The sequence below is a fragment of the Martinezella lusitana genome (assembly GCF_016901135.1).
In the GTDB taxonomy this organism is placed as follows: Bacteria; Pseudomonadota; Alphaproteobacteria; order Rhizobiales; family Rhizobiaceae; genus Rhizobium; species Rhizobium lusitanum_D.
The window spans coordinates 875,970-896,890 of record NZ_JAFEVL010000045.1; the positions used below are offsets into that span (position 1 = coordinate 875,970).

General features: G+C 60.9%; 19 protein-coding genes. 7 read left to right on the forward strand and 12 right to left on the reverse strand.

All coding sequences use genetic code 11. The annotated features are described in order from the left end of the window. Positions 1-4: 4 nt before the first annotated feature. The gene (locus JTP94_RS19845; protein WP_204852159.1) at positions 5-1,495 is read right to left on the reverse strand and encodes a carnitine 3-dehydrogenase; all 1,491 of its coding nucleotides are present in this window, start codon (positions 1,493-1,495) and stop codon (positions 5-7) included. A gap of 7 nt (positions 1,496-1,502) precedes the next feature. Beyond that, entirely contained in the window at positions 1,503-2,405 is a 903-nt protein-coding gene (locus tag JTP94_RS19850; protein ID WP_204852160.1) for a 3-keto-5-aminohexanoate cleavage protein, read from the reverse strand. 103 nt (positions 2,406-2,508) lie between these two features. Here JTP94_RS19850 and JTP94_RS19855 point away from each other — a divergent pair, with 103 nt between their 5' ends. Continuing rightward, positions 2,509-3,501: a GlxA family transcriptional regulator gene (locus JTP94_RS19855; protein WP_204852348.1), complete on the forward strand. Its 993-nt coding sequence runs from the start codon at positions 2,509-2,511 to the stop codon at positions 3,499-3,501. Here the strand turns inward: JTP94_RS19855 and JTP94_RS19860 are convergent. Continuing rightward, positions 3,476-4,351 carry a LysR substrate-binding domain-containing protein gene (locus JTP94_RS19860; protein ID WP_204852161.1) on the reverse strand — a complete coding sequence of 292 codons (876 nt, stop codon included), beginning with the start codon at positions 4,349-4,351 and terminating at the stop codon, positions 3,476-3,478. The genes JTP94_RS19855 and JTP94_RS19860 overlap by 26 nt on opposite strands. 113 nt (positions 4,352-4,464) lie before the next feature. Between JTP94_RS19860 and JTP94_RS19865 the strand changes: the two genes are divergently transcribed. Further along, positions 4,465-5,376, forward strand: coding sequence for a DMT family transporter (locus tag JTP94_RS19865; RefSeq protein ID WP_204852162.1), 912 nt, complete (start codon positions 4,465-4,467; stop codon positions 5,374-5,376). A 74-nt stretch (positions 5,377-5,450) separates the two neighbouring features. Next, the gene (locus tag JTP94_RS19870; RefSeq protein ID WP_204852163.1) at positions 5,451-7,493 is read left to right on the forward strand and encodes an NADH:flavin oxidoreductase; all 2,043 of its coding nucleotides are present in this window, start codon (positions 5,451-5,453) and stop codon (positions 7,491-7,493) included. On the opposite strand, the gene JTP94_RS19875 is transcribed toward JTP94_RS19870, so the two are convergent. Beyond that, positions 7,475-8,557, reverse strand: a complete 1,083-nt coding sequence (locus JTP94_RS19875; protein ID WP_204852164.1) for a LacI family DNA-binding transcriptional regulator — start codon at positions 8,555-8,557, stop codon at positions 7,475-7,477. The two genes, JTP94_RS19870 and JTP94_RS19875, sit on opposite strands and share 19 nt — an antisense overlap. 187 nt (positions 8,558-8,744) lie before the next feature. Here JTP94_RS19875 and JTP94_RS19880 point away from each other — a divergent pair, with 187 nt between their 5' ends. The 3 genes from JTP94_RS19880 (at position 8,745) to JTP94_RS19890 (ending at position 12,367) form a co-directional block, all read left to right on the forward strand. Further along, on the forward strand, positions 8,745-9,572 hold the full coding sequence (locus tag JTP94_RS19880) for an ABC transporter substrate-binding protein (protein WP_204852165.1): 828 nt from the start codon (positions 8,745-8,747) through the stop codon (positions 9,570-9,572). A 68-nt stretch (positions 9,573-9,640) separates the two neighbouring features. Continuing rightward, the gene (locus JTP94_RS35815) at positions 9,641-11,170 is read left to right on the forward strand and encodes an amino acid ABC transporter permease/ATP-binding protein (protein WP_204852166.1); all 1,530 of its coding nucleotides are present in this window, start codon (positions 9,641-9,643) and stop codon (positions 11,168-11,170) included. A 69-nt stretch (positions 11,171-11,239) separates the two neighbouring features. After that, positions 11,240-12,367: an FAD-binding oxidoreductase gene (locus JTP94_RS19890; protein WP_204852167.1), complete on the forward strand. Its 1,128-nt coding sequence runs from the start codon at positions 11,240-11,242 to the stop codon at positions 12,365-12,367. A 21-nt stretch (positions 12,368-12,388) separates the two neighbouring features. On the opposite strand, the gene JTP94_RS19895 is transcribed toward JTP94_RS19890, so the two are convergent. Next, complete coding sequence (locus JTP94_RS19895) at positions 12,389-12,892, reverse strand: hypothetical protein (RefSeq protein ID WP_204852168.1); 504 nt, start codon at positions 12,890-12,892, stop codon at positions 12,389-12,391. Positions 12,893-13,000: 108 nt separating this feature from the next. Between JTP94_RS19895 and JTP94_RS19900 the strand changes: the two genes are divergently transcribed. Then, a complete protein-coding gene (locus JTP94_RS19900) occupies positions 13,001-13,363 on the forward strand; it encodes a hypothetical protein (RefSeq protein WP_204852169.1) in 363 nt (120 codons plus the stop codon). 26 nt (positions 13,364-13,389) lie between these two features. Here the strand turns inward: JTP94_RS19900 and JTP94_RS19905 are convergent, their stop codons facing one another. The 7 genes from JTP94_RS19905 to JTP94_RS19935 all read right to left on the reverse strand — a co-directional run bounded on the left by JTP94_RS19905 (position 13,390) and on the right by JTP94_RS19935 (position 20,901). Further along, positions 13,390-14,454 (reverse strand): ABC transporter ATP-binding protein, encoded by a 1,065-nt coding sequence (locus JTP94_RS19905; RefSeq protein WP_204852170.1) that lies wholly within the window; start codon positions 14,452-14,454, stop codon positions 13,390-13,392. Positions 14,455-14,477: 23 nt separating this feature from the next. Then, a complete protein-coding gene (locus JTP94_RS19910; RefSeq protein ID WP_204852171.1) occupies positions 14,478-15,992 on the reverse strand; it encodes a DUF5060 domain-containing protein in 1,515 nt (504 codons plus the stop codon). Positions 15,993-16,028: 36 nt separating this feature from the next. Then, positions 16,029-16,892, reverse strand: a complete 864-nt coding sequence (locus tag JTP94_RS19915; RefSeq protein ID WP_204852349.1) for a carbohydrate ABC transporter permease — start codon at positions 16,890-16,892, stop codon at positions 16,029-16,031. A gap of 20 nt (positions 16,893-16,912) precedes the next feature. Further along, on the reverse strand, positions 16,913-17,812 hold the full coding sequence (locus JTP94_RS19920; RefSeq protein WP_204852172.1) for a carbohydrate ABC transporter permease: 900 nt from the start codon (positions 17,810-17,812) through the stop codon (positions 16,913-16,915). 93 nt (positions 17,813-17,905) lie between these two features. Further along, entirely contained in the window at positions 17,906-19,159 is a 1,254-nt protein-coding gene (locus JTP94_RS19925; RefSeq protein ID WP_204852173.1) for an ABC transporter substrate-binding protein, read from the reverse strand. Between the two features lie 84 nt (positions 19,160-19,243). Continuing rightward, entirely contained in the window at positions 19,244-19,885 is a 642-nt protein-coding gene (dhaL, locus tag JTP94_RS19930) for a dihydroxyacetone kinase subunit DhaL (protein WP_204852174.1), read from the reverse strand. Next, positions 19,882-20,901 carry a dihydroxyacetone kinase subunit DhaK gene (locus JTP94_RS19935; RefSeq protein WP_204852175.1) on the reverse strand — a complete coding sequence of 340 codons (1,020 nt, stop codon included), beginning with the start codon at positions 20,899-20,901 and terminating at the stop codon, positions 19,882-19,884. Before JTP94_RS19935 ends, dhaL begins: the two co-directional genes overlap by 4 nt. Positions 20,902-20,921: the final 20 nt, after the last annotated feature.

Genomic DNA, 20,921 nt, shown 5'->3' on the forward strand with positions numbered 1-20,921 from the left:
CCTCCTAGCGTTTTTGTCCCACATGACGGCCGGCTCCCTCCGGCATTGGCAAAGCGGCATGCGCCGCGGCGATTGGCCTTAGCCTGGTCAGCACCTCCTCCGGTGCGGCCGTGGCCTTGCCCACCTTGGCGTCGACATGCAGCAGCATGTGCTCGCCAGTGGCGATCACATCGCCATTCACTGTGTCGTGCAGCCTATGGAAAACATGCAGCCGCTTCTCGTCCGACGCGAGGACCTGGCAGGTCGAATGAAGGGCCTGTCCGAGCTTGGCCTCGCCGATATGGCGGATATGGGTCTCCACCGTATAGTAGCTGTGGCCGCGTTCGACATAGTCGAAATCGACGCCGATCAGGCGCAGAAGCGCGTCTGACGTGTCGCCAAACACCTGCAGATAGCGATGCTCGGTCATGTGGCCGTTATAGTCGACCCATGCCGGGCTGACCTTCGTGTCGATCAGGCGCAGCGGCCTTGCCACGTCCTGCGGCTTCTTCTCGCCGCCGCCGGCTGCCCAAAGGCTCTGTTCGAAATCCTTGAGCAGCTTGCCGGCGCCCCAGCCCTTGCCGCCATGGCTGCCTTTCAGGCTTTGCAGGATGCCGACGAGGTTTTCGTCGCGGATGCGTTCCAGCTCGCGGATCGACAATCCGTTTGCCTGCTCGTCCGACTGTTTGCCGATCTTCTCGACGAGGGCATCGTCGAGGTCGACGACGTCCATCAGTTTCGTCCAGTTCCACTGCAACGCCGGGCCGAACTGCGCCAGGAAGTGACGCATGCCCGCTTCGCCGCCGGCAATGCGGTAGGTCTGGAACAGGCCCATCTGCGCCCAGCGCAGGCCGAAGGAGTAACGAATGACGTCGTCCAGCGTCTCGACGGTGCAGATATCGTCCTTGATCAGCCAGAGCGCCTCGCGCCAGAGCGCTTCCAGCAGGCGGTCGCCGACGAAAGCCTCGATCTCCTTGGCGATATGCACGCCCTTCATGCCGATCGGCGGCAGCCTGTCCATGGCGGCCTGGATCGTCGCAGCGCTTGTCTTTTCGCCGCCGACAATCTCGACCAGCGGCAGCAGATAGACCGGATTATAGGGATGGGCGACGAAGAGGCGTTCGGGATGGCGCATGTCGCGCTGCAGGTCGGTCGGGAGCAGGCCCGAAGTGGAGGAGCCGATCAGCGCATCCGACCGTGCCGCCGCGTCGATCTGCGTCAGGACATTGCGCTTGAGGTCCAGCCGCTCGGGCACGCTTTCCTGGATCCAGTCGGCACCGGCGACGGCTGCTTCCAGCGTGTCGCGGAACGTCAGTTTGCCGCGTGGCGGAAGGGGCGCGCCGGTCAGCATCGCATAGGCTTTTTCGGCATTATCAAGCACTTCGCCCACGATGCGGCCTGCCTCGGGGTGCGGATCGTAGACATCGACATCGATGCCGGCCAGCAGGAAGCGCGCGATCCATCCGCCGCCGATGACGCCGCCGCCGATACATGCCGCCTTGTTGATCTTCGTCATCGGGGCCTCAGCGCTTCGTGAGTTTCAGTTTCTTGCGGACATCTTCAGGGCCGATGATGCGCGCGCCCATGCCTTCGACCACCTGCACTGCCTTTTCGACGAGCTGGGCGTTGGTGGCGAGCATGCCTTTTCCAGCATAGAGATTGTCTTCGAGGCCGACGCGGACATTGCCTCCGGCAAGGATGGCAGCAGCAGGGTAGGCCATGGCGTTGCGACCGATGGAAAAGGCCGAGAAGGTCCAGCTGGTGGAAACGTTGTTGACCATCGCCATGAAGGTGTTCAGGTCGTCGGGCGCCCCCCAAGGGATGCCCATGCAGAGCTGGATGAGGACCGGGTCCTCAATAAGACCCTCCTCGGCAAGCTGTTTGGCAAACCAGAGATGACCGGTATCGAAGGCCTCGATTTCGGGGCGCACGCCGAGATCGGTCATCTTCTTCGCCATGGCCCTCAGCATGGAGGGCGTATTGGTCATGACATAGTCGCCGAGGCTGAAGTTCATCGTGCCGCAATCGAGCGTGCAGATTTCCGGCAGGCATTCGGCGACATGGCTGACACGTTCGGCCGCGCCTGCCATGTCGGTGCCCTTAGGGTTCAGAGGCAGCGGGCTTTCGACATCGCCGAAAATCAGGTCGCCGCCCATGCCGGCAGTCAGGTTCAGCACCACGTCGACGTCTGCCGAGCGGATTCGGTCGGTGACCTCCTTGTAGAGATCGTTGCGGCGGCTGGCAGCTCCGGTTTCCGGATCGCGGACGTGGCAGTGAACGATTGCCGCCCCAGCCTTGGCGGCGTCGATCGCCGAATCCGCGATCTGCTTGGGAGTAATCGGAACATGACTGGATTTCGAAACCGTATCGCCGGAGCCTGTCACGGCGCAGGTGATGAAGACATCGCGGTTCATCGCAAGAGGCATTTTGTTCTCCCTCGTATTAAGGACATTACGAGGCATGCGACATCTTCATGCTTTGCATTATTGGAACAAGTCGATACATTATCGGAAATTTGAGATAATGGTTATGCTGACCTCGTCCGATACGCCACTCGACATCGATCTGCTGGTCCTGCCGGAAACGAACCTGATCCTGATTGCATCGGTGATCGAGCCGTTGCGCGGGGCCAATCGCATTTCCGGCGCCGAGATCTATCGCTGGCGCCTGCTTACGCCGGATGGTTCGCCGGTGGAGACGACCAGCCTCATCCCGGTGCCCGCGTCCGGCGGTTTCAGGCCGATGTCGGATACGGCGCCGCTCTTCGTGCTTGCGAGCTACAACTGGCGGCGCAGCGCCACGCAGGCGTTGAAGATGCAACTGTCGCAGACCGCGCGCCATCGCTCGATGATTGCGGGCATCGAATCCGGCAGCTGGCTTTTGGCCGAGGCGAGCCTTCTCGACAATGTCTCAGCCGCCGTCCACTGGGAGGATTTCGACGATTTTGCGCTGGCCTATCCGCAGGTGCGCGCCGTCAAGGACCGCTTCGTGATCGACGGCAAACGCATCACCACGGCCGGCTCTTTGCCGACGGTTGATCTGATGCTCGAAATCATTCGCCGGCGGCAGGGTTATTCGCTGGCGCTCGAGGTTAGCCGCTTGTTCATCTACGAGCCGGCGTCCGCCCAAAGTGCTGCGGAGCTTTCACCGTCGACCGCGGGTCTGCGCATGCGCGATCCACGCGTCGCGCAGGCCATCCGTCTGATGGAAGACCATATCGAGCAGCCGTTGGTTCTGGCGCGCCTGGCGCGCCGCGTCGGTATCAGCGCACGCCATCTGCAGGCGCTTTTCCAGGACAGCATCGGCGCGCCGCCGCATGTGCACTATCTGGCACTTCGACTGAACGCGGCGCGACGCAAGGTGATCGAGACGAAGGACTCCTTTGCCGAGATCGCGGCAGCAACCGGCTTCAATTCGGCCTCGGCATTCTCCCGCAGCTACAGGGCGAGCTTTTCCGAAAGCCCATCCGGTACGCGCCGCAGGCTGCGCGGTCGCGTCACGGCTGCAGCAGAGCGGACATAGGCTGGAAAGCTTCACGCACCCTTTCGGCAAGCTCCTGAATTGCCTCGCTCGAATGATAGGGATTGCGGCGAAGCACGACGCGGGAGGAATCGACGGGCGGGAAGCCGTCTTCGCTCGTCAGCTCCCGGCATCCATGCGGAATATTACTGCGCGATAGCGTCGAAACGGCAAGGCCGGCCAGGACGGCGTTCTTCAGGCCCGAACTGGTGTCGGCGACGAAGGCGATGCGATAGTGCAATCCCGTTTGGTCCAGGGATCGCAGAGCGAAATCGCGGCACCATGTCGAGTTGCGGTAGACCGCAATCGGCAGCGGTGTCGCTTCGTGCAGGCGATGTACCAGCGAGGTCACCCAGACCGTGGGGTCGATGCAGAGAATTTCACCCGTCGTCTGGTTGCTCCAGTCGAAGACGACAGCCAGATCGAGTTCGTCCTTTTCCAGGGCTGCAAGGTTTCGGGCGGTATAGTCGCAGGAAACGGTCACCTCGACAGCCGGATGCCTGACGGCAAAGGCGGCAAGTGCCGCAGGCAGAATGGTCTGGCTGTACTCTTCCGGAATTCCGATCCGCACTGGTCCGTCAAGTGGCTTGGTGCGGATCGTCGCGGCCGCCTCGTTCAGAAGCTCAATGACCCGTTGTGCATAGGGAAGCAACTGATTGCCCGCCCGGGTCAGGACCGCTCCTCGCGCATTTCTCTCGAACAGCGTCTCGCCGATCGTTTCCTCGAGGCGCTTGATCTGGGCGCTGACGGCCGATTGCGTGCGGCCGATACGCTGCGCGGCAAGGGAAAAATTCAACGTCTCGCTGATGACGAGAAAGGTCCGGAGCAAATCGCTTTCGATGGGTTCGTGCATGGGGCAAGTCACAAATATTTCTGATAGCTACTATCTCTACTATTCGTTTGTCTGATGTCAAATATCGGCGCACACAGTGGGCGTTCCTTCTGTTTCCTCACTGAGTCCGTTACATGACATTCCAGTTCCCGACCCGCTCCGCTTTTGCCAGCGATTATGAGAGGGGCGTTATACTCGTGGCTACGGCAATGCTTGCGTGGAGCTGCAGCGGCATCTACGCACGCCTTCTGACCACGGACATTTGGACGGCGATCGCCTGGCGATCATTGTTTGGCGGCCTGTTCCTGCTGATTCCCAGCTTTTTCCTCGAAGGTGGGTTTTCACGGCGCCAATGGGCCTCGATCTTTCATCCTTCCGGCCTGGCGATGCTCGCCTGCCAGATGATAAGTCAGGCCTGCTTCATCGGCGCGCTCTACATGACCACGGTCGCAAATGTGACCATGATCTATGCGACGGCACCATTCATCGCTGCGTTTCTCAGCTGGTCCATGCTGAAGGAGCGCGTGGCGAAGCGGACGTTGATTGCCGGCGGCGTCTGTCTCATCGGTGTTGCCGTCATCGTCGCCTCCTCGATCGGTGGCGGCACCGGCGTCGGCGACCTGCTGGCGCTCGGCATGACAATCACTTTCGCGCTGATCATCGTTATCCCGCGTATGGATCGCAGCATTCCGATCCTGCCGTCGAGCGTTGTCGGCGGGCTCCTGACATTCGTGATCTTCGTGCCTTTCGCCTCGACAAGCTCGCTGGACGTTTACAACTGGCTTTTGCTGGCCGCCTTCGGGGCGACGAATTTCGCGCTCGCCTTCGTCCTCTTCCTTTTCGGGTCCAGGCGAATGCCCGCGGCCGATGCGGCCCTCATCAGTTCGATGGAGATCGTGTTGACCCCCTTCTGGGTCTGGCTTTTCTTCTCCGAGACGCCGCCCGTTGCCACATTCATCGGTGGGGCGATCATCTTTGCGACGATCGTCTGGCACACGGCCGTCGATCTCCGACATGGCCGCCGTGCGCGTGCGCCTGCCGAATAGGCTATAGCCATCGGCCCTCGTCTCGGCAAAGATAGCGGCTTGAGCCTCGATTTCACAAAAGCGATGAAAACGTCATGACCTCCAACGATCCCTTGCTCCAGCCCTATCAGCTCAAGCACCTCACCTTGAAGAACCGCATCATGTCGACGGCGCATGAGCCGGCCTACTCCGAAGATGGCATGCCGACGGATCGGTACAGGCTCTATCATCGCGAGAAGGCGAAGGGTGGCATCGCACTGACCATGACGGCGGGTTCGGCAGTTGTGTCACCGGATTCGCCGCCGGCCTTCGGCAATCTCCATGCCTATCGCGATGAGATCGTTCCGTGGCTGAAGAAACTGACTGACGACTGTCATGAGTTCGGCGCGGCTGTGATGATCCAGTTGACCCATCTCGGCCGCCGCACCGGTTGGAATAAGGGAGACTGGCTGCCGGTGCTGGCGCCGTCGCCGATCCGCGAGCCAGCGCACCGCGCCTTTCCGAAGGCCGCCGAGGATTGGGATATCGAGCGCATCATCGCGGATTTCGCCGCCGCGGCTCAGCGCATGCAGGATGCCGGCCTCGATGGCATCGAAATCGAGGCCTATGGCCATCTGACCGACGGCTTCTGGTCGCCGGCGACGAACAGGCGTGAGGACGAGTTCGGCGGCTCACTCGACAATCGCATGCGCTTTTCGATGATGATGACGGAGGCGATCCGCAAGGCGGTCGGCCCGGATTTCATCGTCGGCATGCGCATGGTGGCCGATGAGGATTGGGAGAAGGGTCTTTCGCGGGAAGAGGGCATCGAGATCGCCAGGCGGCTCGCCGCCTCGGGAAACATCGACTTCCTTAACATTATTCGCGGCCATATCGACAGCGATACGGCGCTCAACAACGTCATTCCTATCCAGGGGATGGCATCTGCTCCGCATCTGGATTTTGCCGGCGAGGTGAGGGCGGCGACCAAGTTCCCGGTCTTTCACGCTGCCCGCATCAGCGATGTTGCCACCGCGCGCCACGCGATCGCGGAAGGCAAGCTCGACATGGTCGGCATGACGCGCGCCCATATTGCCGATCCGCATATCGTCAACAAGATCATGTCAGGGCAGGAAGCGCATATCCGCCCTTGCGTCGGCGCCACCTACTGTCTCGATCGGATCTACGAGGGTGGCGAGGCGCTCTGTATTCACAATGCGGCGACGAGCCGCGAGGCAGACATGCCGCATCAGATCGAGAAGGCGCCGGTATCGCGGAAGGCCGTCGTCATCGGTGCCGGCCCTGCCGGGTTGGAGGCGGCGCGCGTCCTTGGCGAGCGTGGTCACAAGGTTGACGTGCTCGAAGCAAGCGGCAAGGCCGGCGGTCAGGTCAATCTCCTCACCCGCAATCCGCGCCGCAAGGAGATGATCGGCATTATCGATTGGCGGCTGTCCGAATTGGAGCGCCTTGGCGTCACGATCCATTACGATGTCTATGCCGGGGCGGATGAGGTGATGGCATTCGAGCCCGATCTCGTCGTCGTGGCGACGGGTGGCATCGCGCAGTCGCCCGAACTCGACGGTGGCGATGGCCTTGTCACGTCTTCATGGGACATTCTGGCCGGCGCCGTGAAGCCTGAGGGGCACGTCCTGCTCTACGACGACAATGGCGGGCATCCGGGCATGTCGGCCGCCGAGGTCATTGCCAATAGCGGCGCCGAACTGGAGCTTGTCTCGCCGGAGCGTTTCTTCGCGCCGGAAATGGGCGGCATGAACCATGTGCCCTATGCAAAAGCCTTTGCCGAGAAGAATGTCCGGGTCACCATCAATACGCGGCTGAAATCGGTGCGCCGCGACGGCAATGCGCTGGTTGCGGTTCTGGGGTCCGATTTTTCCGAGCAGACGCAATGGGAGCGCCGTGTTTCCCAGGTCGTGGTCGAGCATGGCACCGTCGCCAATGACGAGCTTTACCTTGAGTTGAAGCCGCTGTCGCGCAACCTCGGCGCCGTCGACTATCCGGCCCTGATCGTGCGTCGTGCGCCGCTGCCGGCAAAAAACGAAGCCGGTGTATTCGACCTGATCCGCATCGGCGACGCGATCGCAAGCCGCAATATCCATGCCGCCATTTATGATGCGCTGCGCTATTGCTCGCTGCTGTGAGGCGGCCAGGCCACCGATCCACGCTTGATCAGGCTCGTTTTAACGGCGGTGCGCTCGACAGGCATGTCCTTGCCGTTCAGCCTTGAAATCAGCCTTTCGGCTGCCTTCTTGCCCATCTCGTAGACCGGTTGGTCGACGACGGTGATTGGCGGCGTGGTGACGGTCGTCCAATCGGCATCCAGAAAGGAAATCATCGAGATATCGTCGGGTATGGACAGGCCGATAGCTTGCAGCGACTTGAAGACTCTGAGGCCGACGAGACTGTCGGATGCGACGAGCGCGGTCGGCGCCGGCATTTCTTGCAACAGGTGTTTGACGACTGCATCCGTGCGCGCCTGATCAGTGGCGCCGAGCCGTATATAGCGCTGCGGGTCTTCAATGCCCGCCGCAGCCTGCGCTTCCAGCACCCCTTCCACGCGCTCGCGCACTGCGGAGTTGGAAAGCTCACGGCTGTCGGTGAGCCGCTCGTCGTCGGCGTCCATGGCCGATATATAGGCGATATGACGATGCCCCATATCGAGCAGGTAGCGTGTTGCGGTGGCGGCGGCGTCGAAGTCATCGCCCGTTACGGAGTCGACACCAAGCTCCGGGATGCTTCTGTCGAACAGCACAAGCGGCACGCCGACGCGGCGTATGTCCTGCAGGTGTTCCATTCGGTCGCATCGCGCCGGCGTGACGATCAATCCGTCGACGCGCTTGCCGATCAGCAGGTCCACCGCCGACTTTTCAGCTTCGAGTTCTTCTCCGGAATTGGCGATGATCACATTGAAGCCGGCCAAGCGCGCGACGTCGCTGATGCCGCGCACGGCGAGGCTGAAGAAGGCGTTCTCGATATCGCCGACGACCACGCCGATAATGCCGGATTTGCCAGTCGTCATGCTGCGGGCTAGCTCGTTCGGCCGATACTCGAGCGCTGCGGCTGCGGCCGTCACCTGCTCGCGAACCTTGTCACTGACCACGCCGTAGCCGCCCAGAACACGCGCTGCGGTGGCCTTCGAGACCTTCGCCGCCCTGGCGACATCGGCGACGGTAACGGAGCGTTTCGAAGCAAGCGGTTCTTCCATGGGATGACGACTACAAGAGTTGTTGACGGGCGGTCAATCTCAAGTTAACAAATATCCATTGAGACCGGTCTCTTTATATCTGAGACCGGTCTCTTGTCCAGATATCCCTTTTCGATTGTCGATCAGGGATATGGGCGTAGCATGCATGAATGCCGATAAGAGCATCCTTTCAGAGCGGAGAACGAACATGAAAATATCTGGCATCCTCTCAGCCATCGCGGCGCCCTTGCGCGCGGGCGTGCTGGCCTATCTCGTCGCGGCAAGCGTCGGCCCGGCTGTCGCGGCCGACAATCCCTATAATCTCATCGATCCGAACGTCATCAGCGTCGGCACCATGGGCGACTCCAAGCCCTACGCCTTCACCACGGCCGACGGTCAATTCAGCGGCTTCGATATCGAGCTGTTCCTGAACGTTGTCTCGCGCATGGGCTTTCCGAAGGACAAGGTGACCTTCACCGGCCAGGAATTCTCGGCGCTGCTGCCATCGGTTGCCAATGAGCGTTTCGACGTCGCCGTCGCGGCGATCGGAACCACCGAGGCACGCAAGAAGACCGTGGATTTCTCCGACGGTTATCTGGCCGGCTATCTTTCGGTTCTGACATCCGACGCTACGATCAAGGACGCCAGCGGCCTCAAGGGTAAGCGCCTCGGCGTCGTGCAGGGCACCTTGCAGGAGATTTATGCGACCAAGAATTTTACCGGAACGGACCTGGTCAAGTTCCCGGACAACAACTCGGCGGTCGCAGCACTCAACAACGGCACCGTCGCTGCGCATTTCCTCGATTATGAAGCCGCCAAGCAATATGGCGAGCGTTATCCCGCGCTGAAGATCGCCGTGAATATTCCGTCCTTCGACGCGCCGGCAGGCTTCGTCGTCAAGAAAGGCAATGATGCCTTTCGTCTGGCGCTGAACAAGGGTCTGCATGAGGCGATGCAGGACGGAACGTGGAAGACGCTTTACGAAAAGTGGTTCCCGGGCTCGCCGATGCCGGACCAGTATCTTCCCAAGAAGTAAGGCCGCCCGCCGCCCGGCCTGCCGGGCGGCGGCATTTGCCTGCTCTCGAGAATTTCATGGGGAATTGAATGGACTGGCTAGAAAATCTCCGCCGCAGCTTCCTTGATTGGGATGCGATGGCGGAAGTCCTGCCGAGTATGATCACCGTCGGTTTGAAGAACACACTGATCCTGGCGGCCGCTTCCACCGTACTCGGCGTCGGCATCGGTATGATGCTGGCCGTAATGGGCATCTCGCAATCGCGCTGGCTGCGCCTACCGGCGCGGATCTATACCGATATCTTCCGCGGCCTGCCGGCAATCGTGACGATCCTGATGATTGGCCAGGGCTTTGCCCGCATCGGCCGCGAACTCTTCGGCCCATCGCCGTTTCCGCTTGGGATCATTGCGCTGAGCCTGATCGCAGGCGCCTATATCGGCGAGATTTTCCGTTCCGGCATTCAAAGCGTCGAACGTGGCCAGATGGAGGCCTGCCGCGCCCTTAGCATGAGCTACGGGCAGGGGATGCGGCTGATCATCATTCCGCAGGGCGTGCGGCGCGTTCTGCCGGCCCTCGTCAACCAGTTCATCGGCAACGTCAAGGATTCGAGCCTTGTCTATTTCCTCGGGCTATTGGCCTCCGAGCGCGAGATCTTTCGCGTCGGCCAGGACCAGGCGGTCGTCACGGGCAATCTCTCGCCGCTGCTGCTGGCCGGTGTCTTCTACCTGGTGATCACCGTTCCGCTCACCCATCTCGTCAACTATATCGACACGCGTTTGCGCCTCGGACGGCAGGGGCGAGGCTCGGGTGCCGCCAGCGGGCTTGTCGAAGTCACCGAGCTGGAAGCGGCGTCGGACATGCAGCCCCCAAGCGGCGCCGGTGTGGCGCGTTTCACGGGGGGAGCCGTCAAGGTCAGCGATCTCAGCATGTCCTATGGCGATCTCGATGTCCTGAAGGGCGTCGACCTCGATATCGCCAAGGGCACGGTGACCTGCATCATCGGCCCGTCCGGCTCCGGCAAATCCACGCTGCTGCGATGCCTCAACAGGCTTGTCGAACCCAAGGGGGGCGACATCCTGCTCGACGGCGAAAGCATTCTGGCGATGAAGCCGGAAGGCCTGCGACGGCGCGTCGGCATGGTGTTCCAGCATTTCAATCTGTTTCCCGATCATACCGCGCTCGAGAACGTCATGCTGTCGCTGACCAAGATCAAGAGGATGCCGAAAGGCGAGGCGCGTCGGATCGCCGAGACGCGTCTCACGGAGGTGGGTCTTGCCGGACGCAAGGATCACAGGCCGGCGAGCCTTTCCGGCGGCCAGCAGCAGCGCGTTGCGATCGCTCGCGCACTCGCCATGGATCCTGAGGTTATCCTCTTCGATGAGGTCACGAGCGCGCTCGATCCGGAACTGGTCAAGGGCGTTCTCGACCTGATGGCCAATCTCGGACGCCAGGGCATGACGATGGCTGTCGTTACGCACGAGATGGGTTTTGCCCGCAAGGTCGCCGACCAGGTCGTGTTCATGGATGAAGGCCGCATCGTCGAGGCGGGCCCGCCTGGGCAGATCTTCGACAATCCCCGGAGCGAGCGGCTGAAGCGCTTCCTCGCCGAGGTTCTCTGACAAGCAGGGCTGGCGAGCACCTCGACAGCTTTTCCATCGCAACATCCATTGTAGACAAGGTTACCCAACATGCATGCTCCCACTCGTCCTTCGAAAGTCATTGTCGTCGGCGGCGGCATTTTCGGGGTTTCAACGGCCGTTCATCTTGCGCGGCTCGGTATTCGCACGACCATCATCAACGACGGCCCGTTGGCTAACGGTGCGTCGGGTCGCTCGCTTGCCTGGCTCAACTCGGCGCGCCGTCGCTCCGACGCTTACCACCGGCTACGCCTTGCCGGCATCGATCGCTATCGTACGCTTGCCGCCAAATATCCGGATGCCGCTTGGCTGCGCTTCGACGGCGGCCTGACGTGGGATGCCGACGATGCCGCTAACGAGATCGCCGCGGTCTTCGACTACGAACGCAACCTGGGCTATCATGCGCAATTGCTTGCTGCCGAGAAGATCGCCGGGACGACGCCGGGCGTCGACGCGCGCTCTGTCACGCCGCAGGGTGCAATCTTCAATCCGGGCGAGGGCTGGGTCGATCTGCCGTCGCTGATCGGCGTTCTCGCCGAGGAGTTCGTGGCGCTGGGCGGCGAAATCGTCACCGATGCCGGTCGCGCGACGATCGACGTCGAGGATGCCCGTGTCCGCGGTGTCACGACATCGGACGGAACCCGCAGGCAGGCCGATGCGGTGCTGCTTGCCGCAGGCGGTGCGGTGCCGGCGATCGTCGCGGAGGCCGGCCAACATATCGGTGATGGGACACCGATTGCGCTTCTGGTCAGGACGAAGCCGATCGATCACCCGCTGAAGGCTGTGCTCAACACGCCCCGTGTCGCCATCCGGCCCACGCCGGATGGTGCTTTCGCGCTGGATTCGGCCTGGTCCGAGGAGGAGGTCATCGTAAATGCGGACGGAACTTACGACATCAAGTCATCGACGCTCGAAGGTCTGCTGCTGGAAGCCTCCAAGGTGCTGGAGGGCAATCCGAAGCTCGAAATCGGCGATTACGGCGTCGGCCCCAAGCCCATTCCGGGCGACGGCGAGCCGGTCTTCGGAGAGCTGCAAGCAATATCAGGCTATTTCGTCGCGTTCAGCCATAGCGGCGCAACTCTTGGCCTGATTGCCGGCGAGTTGCTCGCCGATGAGATCGCCACCGGCAAGCGCCACCCGCTTCTGGCCGACTTCCGGCCGGAGCGTTTTTCCAGATAGTCTGGCCGCATTCTTGGGCGGTCAGCGCAGGGTGTCGAGCAAACTCGATCCCGTCGCCAGATTGTCGATGAACACGGTCATTGCGTAACATGCGACCAGCAAGTCCATCAGATATCCGATCAGCGGTCTCCAGCCTGCCGCTGACCGGCTCGCTTCGCGGCGAGACGGATGGTTTTCAGCGGCCCGAAGGAACGTATCTTGAAAAGATCTCGCCGAAAACGCCAGCAATGTCAGCAGATTGAAGATTATGAACTGGCGGGGACCGGCCCCGATGAAGCTGAAGGCGGCATTGCAGACAAGACAGCCGGCCCACAGATGCAGACGCCTGGCGAGAAAGTGCTGCGCGCCCATCAGCGTGCCGCGCGCACCTGTGGCGCAGCTTGATCCCTCATCGTGGTTTTGTCGCAAAGCCGACCCTTTTGTTTCCATCTCGATGAGCCTAGGAAACCAGCTTTCCGGGATCGCGTGTGTGTCGTTATGTTGCGGCATATTCTTTAAATTTGCCGCGTAATTTTTCGCGGACAAACGCCGCTTTCAGGGCCGCCACTGTCCTGCAACAAAATGTAACAACTTATAATACCGCGTTACATCCGAATCGGTATATTCGCCTCAGCTTGAACGAGAGGCCGCCCGATGCTTTCAGACTATTCGTCGTCCCAGTCCCAAACCGATGTGCTGATCTGTCTGGACAATCAGCAGGTTGCTTCCCGCATCGGTTCTGTTCTGTCGGAGCAGGGGCTGACGGTGGCATCCATGCCGGCGACCGGTATCCAGGAATGGTTCGAGCCGAACGGTTGTCAGGTGGTGATCACGCATACGGCAATGATCGGCGAGGTGCGAACCAGATTGAAGCTGCCGGTCGTCAATCTCGAGGCCTTCATATTCGATCGCCCCGAACATGTTGCCGAGGGCGCTGCGCGACAATTCGACGGCGATGCGTTCATCAAACGGGTCTTCTTGGTCATGAGCGACGCCCGCAAGCGCACATCGCGATGAAGCGAGCCCAGCAGCGGCCCAGATAGTTACAGCCGCTGCTGGGTGACCTTGTCGAAGAAGTGAAGATTAGGCGACTTCAGGGAAATCTGCACGATCTGGCCAGGCGTCAGTTCGGCGCGTTCTCTCATTACCCATGTGATTTCCCTGCCTTCCAGCTCGAGCGCCACATGCGTTTCGGAACCGGTCGGCTCGACCACGCTTACGGTCGCGGCGATGCCGCCATCGCTCGCAAAGGCGATGTCTTCCGGACGGATGCCGAGGATGATATCTAGGGCGTCTGCCTGGGCCGGAACGTTCGAGAGCGCGATGCGGGTTCCGGACGGGAGGGTGAGTGCCGGTGTTGCGCCGCCGGTGACCTTGCCTTCGAGGAAGTTCATCGCCGGCGAGCCGAGAAAACCAGCAACAAAAACGTTTTTCGGACGATCGTAAAGCTCCAGCGGCGAGCCGATCTGTTCCACCTTGCCGCCTTGCAGCACGACGATCTTGTCGGCCATGGTCATCGCTTCGATCTGGTCGTGCGTGACATAGACGATCGTCGTCTTCAGGCGTTGATGCAGGGCCTTGATCTCGGCGCGCATCTTCACGCGCAGCTTGGCATCGAGGTTGGAGAGCGGTTCGTCGAAGAGGAAGACCTTCGGATCGCGCACGATGGCGCGGCCCATGGCGACGCGCTGGCGCTGACCGCCGGAAAGATGTGCCGGCTTGCGACCCAGCAACGGCTGCAGCCCGAGAATATTGGCGGCCTCGCCAACCTTCCGGTCGATCTCGGCGCGCTTTGCGCCCGCAAGCTGCAGCGCAAAGCCCATGTTCTCCGCGACCGTCATCTGCGGATAGAGCGCGTAGTTCTGAAACACCATAGCGATGTCGCGATCCTTCGGCGGGAGGTCGTTGACGACCCGTCCGCCGATCGAGATCTCGCCGCCGGTAATATCCTCGAGCCCCGCGATCATGCGCAGCAGCGTTGACTTGCCGCAGCCCGATGGGCCGACGAGAATGACGAATTCGCCGTCCGATATATCGACATCGACGCCATGGATGATGTTTATCGCGCCGTAGGATTTCCTGACGTTCTTGATGGTCAATCCGGACATGAAACTTTTTCCTTCAAGGTCGATCAGTGCTTCTTGCGGATGCGTAGCGCCAGGTACGGCTTGCCGGGCAATTCGACGCCGAAGGCCGCATCCGCCTTGCCGCCGCGCACGACCGCGCCGTGCCGTGTCGGGTGCGGGATCGGCGCTTCGACCTTCTTTGCCGGCGTGATCGTCATTTCCCATGTGTCGATGATGTCGACGTCGTAGCCGGTGCCGTCCTTCGGCAGCCCCGTCGACCAGATGACGGGCTGGTGTTCACCGAGATAGATGTAGCTGACATCGCCATCGCGGGCGCCGGAGACGCGCGTCCAGGGCCATTCGCCGGCGCCTGCCATCGGTTCGAGGCCGTTGACGACGTCCTGTTCCAGCAGGTCGCGCAGAAAGCCGATGCGCTTCCACGCCTCGCCGCGAAGCTCGCCGCCCTTGGCCCACCAGATCAGGTCTTCAGGATGCGAATAGGTTTCGCCGTGGCCGGCATAACCGCCGCGCGTCATGGTGATCCAGAAACGATGGACCAGCTCCTGCGCGGTCAGGTTGCCCCAGGACTGAATGATGTTGCCTTCATACTCAGGCTCGTCGTTGACGACAGGCTTGCCGTAGGCGTCACGCCATTCCTGCGTCCGCTTCACATCCCAGTTCTGGATGCAGGTATGCGTCACCCACGGCTTGCGATGATCGAAATTCATCGTCTGTTCGCCGTTGTGGATGGATTTCAGGTGACCGTAGGGATCGTTCTCTTCGAGAATGTGGAAATAACGGTCCCACTGCGACATCGGCTTGGTGTCGAGGAGGAAATCATATTCGTTGGCGAGCGCCCACCAGACGTTGCGATAGGCGGCGAGGCGGGCGGCGAGATAGGCGACATAGCGGAAATCCTGCTCGGCCGACATGTCGGCATAGCCCCAGCGGTCATAGGGGTGGAAGATGATGATGTCGGCCTCGATGCCGAGATTGCAGAGGGCTGCCACCTGCTTTTCGAAATGGCGGAAGAGGATGGGATTGGGTCTGTCGAAATCCTCGTTGCCGTCTGCGCCTTTCTCGAAGCAGGGATAAAGAGGCTCATTGACGTTGTAGGGATAATCCTTGGGGAACACGCCCATGCGGATCTTGTTGAAGTGCGCCTTCTTCAGCGTCTCGAGTGTCTGTGCCTGCATGTCGAGCGGCTGGTGCGTCCAGGCATAGCAGGTGGTGCCGAAGGACAGGAAAGGCTTGCCGTCGGCATAGGCGAAATGGAATTTGTTGCGCACGCGCACCGGGCCATGATTACCCTCCGACGGCTTGGTGGCGACGAATGAGCCGGTCTTGCCATCGAGTTCTGTAGTCTTCGAGCGTGTGCGGAACGACCATTCGCCCTCGTTGTCCGGCATGAAGCGAACGCGATAGACGCCGTCGCCATCATAGAAGCCCGGCACGCGGATCTCGCGGCTGTGCTGGCTGAAAACGGCATCGAATGCCACATCGAGATAGGGATTGCCGCCCGAAGGGCCGTTGAAGGCCGCCTCGAAGACTCCCCATTTTTCGACGGACGCGTTGGACATGATATTCTCCTCGATATGTATGGATGATTTGACCGTTCAGCCTTTGACCGCGCCGGAGGTGAGCCCGGAGACGAAGTAGCGCTGAAAGATCAGATAAACGATGGTTGCCGGCAGCACGGTCATGACAATTGCGGCGTTCAACTGTCCGTAATCGTTGGAGAATTGTCCCTGGAAGGACATCAGCCCGAGCGGCAGCGTCCACATGTGCTGGTCCTGCAGGAGCACCAGCGCCATTGCGAATTCATTCCATGTCGAGACGAAATCCAGGATCAGCAGGGCTGCGAGCACCGGCAGGCAAACCGGCAGAAATATCCGGCGGAAAATGGTGAAGTGGCTGGCGCCGTCGATCAGCGCAGCCTCGGACAGCTCCTTCGGAATGCCCCGGAAGAAACCGTGCAGGATGAAGACCTGATAGGGCACGCCGAAGGCGATATAGGGCAGGATGACGCCGGGATAGGTGTCGATCAGGCCGAGCGAATTGACGAGCGTGAACAGCGGCGCGAGCATGACCTGAAAGGGGATCATCGTGCCGAAGACGACGAGAAGCAGCAGCAGCTTGCCGAACCGCAAGCGGATCTTGGCGAGAGCATAGGCCGCCATTGCCGACAGGATGAGGCCGAGCGGCACCTTGATCACGGTGATGATGGCGCTGTTGAGAAAGGCGCTGGCGAAATTGCCGCGTCCCCAGGCGCTCGTGTAGTTTTCGAAGGCGGGATTGAGGGGAGGCATGAAAGCGCCCGTCGTCGTCACGTCCGCCTGTGTCTTCAGCGAAGTGAAGACAATGAAAATGAAGGGCGCCAGCCAAATTAGCGCGACGACGAATAGCGCGATCCACAATGCGATCAGGATGGGGTCACGCTTGCGCTTTGCGGCTGTGATGGTTTCGAAGCCGTCGGACATGGAGGTCGCCGATGTTGCCGTCATTGCTCGGCCTCCTCATGCTTTTGCGTCCAGCGCAGATAGGGGATGACGACGGCGATGGTGATCAACAGCAGGACGACGGAGATCGCAGCGCCTCGGCCGAAATCAAAGATCTGCATTGCCTGCGTGAAGGCCCAGAGCGCCAGCATCTGCGTGGATTGGGCCGGTCCGCCGCCGGTGAGGCCATAGACGATATCGAAGGCCTTGAGCGACGAGATGACCGATAGCACCAACACGATGGTGATCGTCGTGCGAAGCGCGGGCAGCGTGACATATCTGAAGATATTCCAGCGACCCGCACCGTCGATGCGCGCGGCCTCCACCAGCGTTTGCGAGACGTTCTGCAGGCCCGCGAGAAACAGGACCATGGAGAAGCCGACCGATTGCCAGAGATAGGCAACGAAGACCGAATAGAGGGCAACGTTCTTATCGCCGAGCCAATCCTGGATCCAGCTCTGCAGCTCCATCGAGGTGAGGATCTCGGTGAAGAGGCCGAAGAACGGATCGTACATCCACTTCCACATGGTCGCGACCGCGATCGGCGCGATGATGACGGGAAGGTAGAAGATGGCGCGGAAGGTATTGCGGGCGAAGAGCTTCTGATTGAGGCTGAGCGCCAGCAGAAGCCCCACCATCGGCGGAAAGATTACGCACATGATCGTCCAGATCACCGTGTTCCTGAAGGCGACCCAGAAGACCGGGTCCTGCGTGAAGATGTATTGATAATTCGCAAGACCGACGAAGGCGCGTTGCGGGGCAAGCCCGTTCCACTTTTGGAAGCTCAGGACCACCACGTTCAACATCGGGTACAGTGCGAAGATCGCGTAGATCAGCATGGCCGGGGCGAGCAGGATCAGCGCCTGGACGCGGGGATCATGTGTTCGGTTGCGGAATGACATTCTGATTGCTCCCGGCGGCTGGCGCGTGGGCACCAAGGTGAGGGAAGCCGTCCACTGCGATCGGTGATCGAGACGGCGGCCTCCCTCGAAGGCTTAGGTGCGGCCCGAGATGAAAGTCTGCAGCTGTTTTGCCGCATCCGCCGGCTTAATATTGCCGGCCGCCACATCGTTGATCACCCGGAAATACTCCGTCGTGACATCGAGCGGGAATGCCTGGTCGCCGTTCATGTAGACCTTGCCGTAGGTCTTGAAGATATCCAGCCATTTTGCCTCGAGCGGCTTCTGGTTGGCATACTGGACGTTCTTGTTGACCGAGATCGAGCTGATCTGCCCGACGAGATCCTGCTGGACCTTGGTCGACAGGAAATAGTCGAGGAACTTGGCGGCAAGGTCCGGATTCTTGCTTTTGGTGCTGACGTAGTTGTACTCGGCGAAGCCGTAGAGCCGGTTGGTGTTCGTCGGGAACGGCACGACGCCGTAGTCGTCGAGGTTGACGCCGCTGCCGCTCAGCTGGCTGACAAGCCAGTCGCCCTCCAGCATCATCGCGGCGCGGCCCGCGACAAACAGAGTGTAGGACTGCTGGTTGCTGATCCCCATGAAGGGTTTCAGCGTATAGTCATTCGTCCATTTGGCGAATTCGGTGAAGGCGTCGGTGGCGCAGGGCTCCTTGGTCCAATCTGTCTTCATGGCCATCAGGGCGTCGTGTTTGTCGGCGCCGCATTTGGTTTCCAGCAGCACGTCCATCAGGCGCATGACATGCCAGTTGACCGAGCCGCCGAAGGTGAAGGCAGGAATTCCGGCAGCCTTGAGCTTCTCCGCGTCGGCGAGCAGCTCTTCGTAGGTCTTCGGCTCCTGAGTGATACCGGCCTTCTGGAAGAGCTTCTTGTTGTAGTAGATGGCCTCACCCTTGAAGGTGAAGGGAACGCCGTGCTTGCCGCCCGGATAGAGATCGGCAAAGGCCGCCGCCGAAGGAAGCAGTTCGTCGCTCCATTTGTACTGGGTGTAATATTTGTCCAGCGGCAGCGACAGGCCAGCCTTCACATATTCGCCGCCAAGGCCGAGGCCGGCCCAGCTGAAATAGATATCGGGACCCTTGCTGGAGCCGGCAGCCACGCGAAGGGCCGTCTTGTGTTCATCGACGCCGCGCTGGACGATTTCGATATGGGTGCCGGGATTGGCGGCCTCAAAATCCTTCGCCACCTTCTTGAGGGCGGAATTGGCGCCGCCATTGTCGAAATTCAGCGTCCACAGCGTCAGGTCCTCTGCGGCGGCATTGGTTGCCGCCAGCGCTGTCGCGGCAATCGCAACCGCGCCGAACCAACGCGCATATTTCCAACTGATAGCCATCTCCCATCCTCCTCCGAGCAAAGCTGAAGGCGGTTTTGGCAAATAGATATCAGCATGTCAACTGGTATGATGAGCTCATCATCATTATGATGTGAAGTGAATATGAAAGCACGATATCATCACAACCGCCGAGGCAGCTCCCGGATCCATGTGTCCAAGGGTACGCTCGCCGAGCCGCGACGACCTGCCCTTTGCTGCAATCATGTCCTTGGTTGCTTCCGCCCCGGCTTGCGCAGCTTCCAGCGCTGCCGCCAGGCAGGCAGCAAGGGGTAGGCCTTGGTCACGCGCGGCTCGGCAGGCTGCGGCGGCGGGCGCCCAGGCATCGACCATCGTCTTTTCGCCGACCTCCGCCTTGCCTCTGTCCTGGATCCCCTTGGCGAAGGCAGCGAATATCTCGACCATGTCATCGTCGTTGAGTGACGTTTTCCCCTTCGCTGATGCGCCAGCCCGCATCAAAGCAGTCGCGTAGAGCGGTCCGGAAGAGGCGCCGACAGCATTGAGGAAGGATTTTGCGGCCGTGTTGAACACGAGCGTCGGATCGGCCGTTGTCGCATCCAGCTCCGAAACTGCCTTGGCGGCAGCGGCAAAGCCAAGTTCCATGGCGATACCGTGATCGGCATCGCCGATTACGCCATCAAGCTCGCACAGACGATCCTTTTCACGCGTCATTGCCTCGGCGAGGCGTGCAAAAAGCGATTTCAGATCCTCCTCCGTCACAGTCGTCATTGCAGGGCCTCACCCGAGCGGAACATGGCGCAATCGCAGGGATGGTCGATCAACCGCTGGAGTTCGTCATCGAGATGCATCAGCGTGATCGAGGCGCCGGCCATTTCCAGCGAGGTGCAGTAGTTGCCGACCAGCGACAAATGGATGACCAGGCCCGCTTCATCGAGCATCATCTTCACCTTGCGCATCAGGATGTAGAGTTCCATCAGCGGGGTCGAGCCCAGCGAATTGACGAGCACGGCGACGCGGTCGCCACGCGCCGGCTTCATTTCATGGAGGATCTTGCCGACCAGCTCGTCCGTCACCTGATCCGCCGGCTTCAGCGGGCCCCGTGCAACGCCCGGCTCGCCGTGAATGCCCATGCCGATCTCCATTTCATCGGCCCCGAGTTCAAAATTGGGCTTCAGAGTCTGCGGCAAGGAGCAGGGGGAGAGAGCCACCCCCATTGTAAAGGTCCGCTCATTGGCCAGGCGCGCCACCCGCTCGACCTCGTCGAAACCATACATCATGTCGCAAGCCGCGCCTGCGGCCTTGAAGACGAAGACGTTTCCGGCAACACCGCGCCGGCGTTCCTTCTGCTCAGGCGGTGCAGAAGCAATGTCATCGGTCGTGACAACAGTGCGTACGTCGATATCATCCATGGCAAGCATCTCGGCCGCCATGTCGAAATTCATGACGTCACCGGCATAGTTGCCATAGAGGAACAGGACGCCGACGCCGCCGTCGACAGCCTTGGCGCATTCGATGATCGGGTCGGGCGGCGGCGAAGCAAAGACGTTGCCAATCGCGGCCGCGTCTGCAAGTCCCCTGCCGACGAAACCGAGGAAGCTCGGCTCATGTCCCGAGCCGCCGCCGATAACCATGCCGACCTTGCCGGGCCGCGGCCCATGCTTGGCGACGATCGAACGGGGCGACCCTTCCAAAGTGCGAAGGTGTCGCGGATGGGCTGCCAGGATGCCCGCCAGCATCTCGTCGACCGCCGCCGCACCCTCGTTGATCAGTTTCTTCGTCTTCATGCCGGTCCTCCCAAATCACT

Bases quoted from the DNA above. Each gene is read 5' to 3' on its own strand.
- JTP94_RS19845 (WP_204852159.1), bottom strand. From the start codon at position 1,495: ATGACGAAGATCAACAAGGCGGCATGTATCGGCGGCGGCGTCATCGGC.
- JTP94_RS19850 (WP_204852160.1), bottom strand. From the start codon at position 2,405: ATGCCTCTTGCGATGAACCGCGATGTCTTCATCACCTGCGCCGTGACA.
- JTP94_RS19855 (WP_204852348.1), top strand. From the start codon at position 2,509: ATGCTGACCTCGTCCGATACGCCACTCGACATCGATCTGCTGGTCCTG.
- JTP94_RS19860 (WP_204852161.1), bottom strand. From the start codon at position 4,351: ATGCACGAACCCATCGAAAGCGATTTGCTCCGGACCTTTCTCGTCATC.
- JTP94_RS19865 (WP_204852162.1), top strand. From the start codon at position 4,465: ATGACATTCCAGTTCCCGACCCGCTCCGCTTTTGCCAGCGATTATGAG.
- JTP94_RS19870 (WP_204852163.1), top strand. From the start codon at position 5,451: ATGACCTCCAACGATCCCTTGCTCCAGCCCTATCAGCTCAAGCACCTC.
- JTP94_RS19875 (WP_204852164.1), bottom strand. From the start codon at position 8,557: ATGGAAGAACCGCTTGCTTCGAAACGCTCCGTTACCGTCGCCGATGTC.
- JTP94_RS19880 (WP_204852165.1), top strand. From the start codon at position 8,745: ATGAAAATATCTGGCATCCTCTCAGCCATCGCGGCGCCCTTGCGCGCG.
- JTP94_RS35815 (WP_204852166.1), top strand. From the start codon at position 9,641: ATGGACTGGCTAGAAAATCTCCGCCGCAGCTTCCTTGATTGGGATGCG.
- JTP94_RS19890 (WP_204852167.1), top strand. From the start codon at position 11,240: ATGCATGCTCCCACTCGTCCTTCGAAAGTCATTGTCGTCGGCGGCGGC.
- JTP94_RS19900 (WP_204852169.1), top strand. From the start codon at position 13,001: ATGCTTTCAGACTATTCGTCGTCCCAGTCCCAAACCGATGTGCTGATC.
- JTP94_RS19905 (WP_204852170.1), bottom strand. From the start codon at position 14,454: ATGTCCGGATTGACCATCAAGAACGTCAGGAAATCCTACGGCGCGATA.
- JTP94_RS19910 (WP_204852171.1), bottom strand. From the start codon at position 15,992: ATGTCCAACGCGTCCGTCGAAAAATGGGGAGTCTTCGAGGCGGCCTTC.
- JTP94_RS19915 (WP_204852349.1), bottom strand. From the start codon at position 16,892: ATGTCCGACGGCTTCGAAACCATCACAGCCGCAAAGCGCAAGCGTGAC.
- JTP94_RS19920 (WP_204852172.1), bottom strand. From the start codon at position 17,812: ATGTCATTCCGCAACCGAACACATGATCCCCGCGTCCAGGCGCTGATC.
- JTP94_RS19925 (WP_204852173.1), bottom strand. From the start codon at position 19,159: ATGGCTATCAGTTGGAAATATGCGCGTTGGTTCGGCGCGGTTGCGATT.
- dhaL (WP_204852174.1), bottom strand. From the start codon at position 19,885: ATGACGACTGTGACGGAGGAGGATCTGAAATCGCTTTTTGCACGCCTC.
- JTP94_RS19935 (WP_204852175.1), bottom strand. From the start codon at position 20,901: ATGAAGACGAAGAAACTGATCAACGAGGGTGCGGCGGCGGTCGACGAG.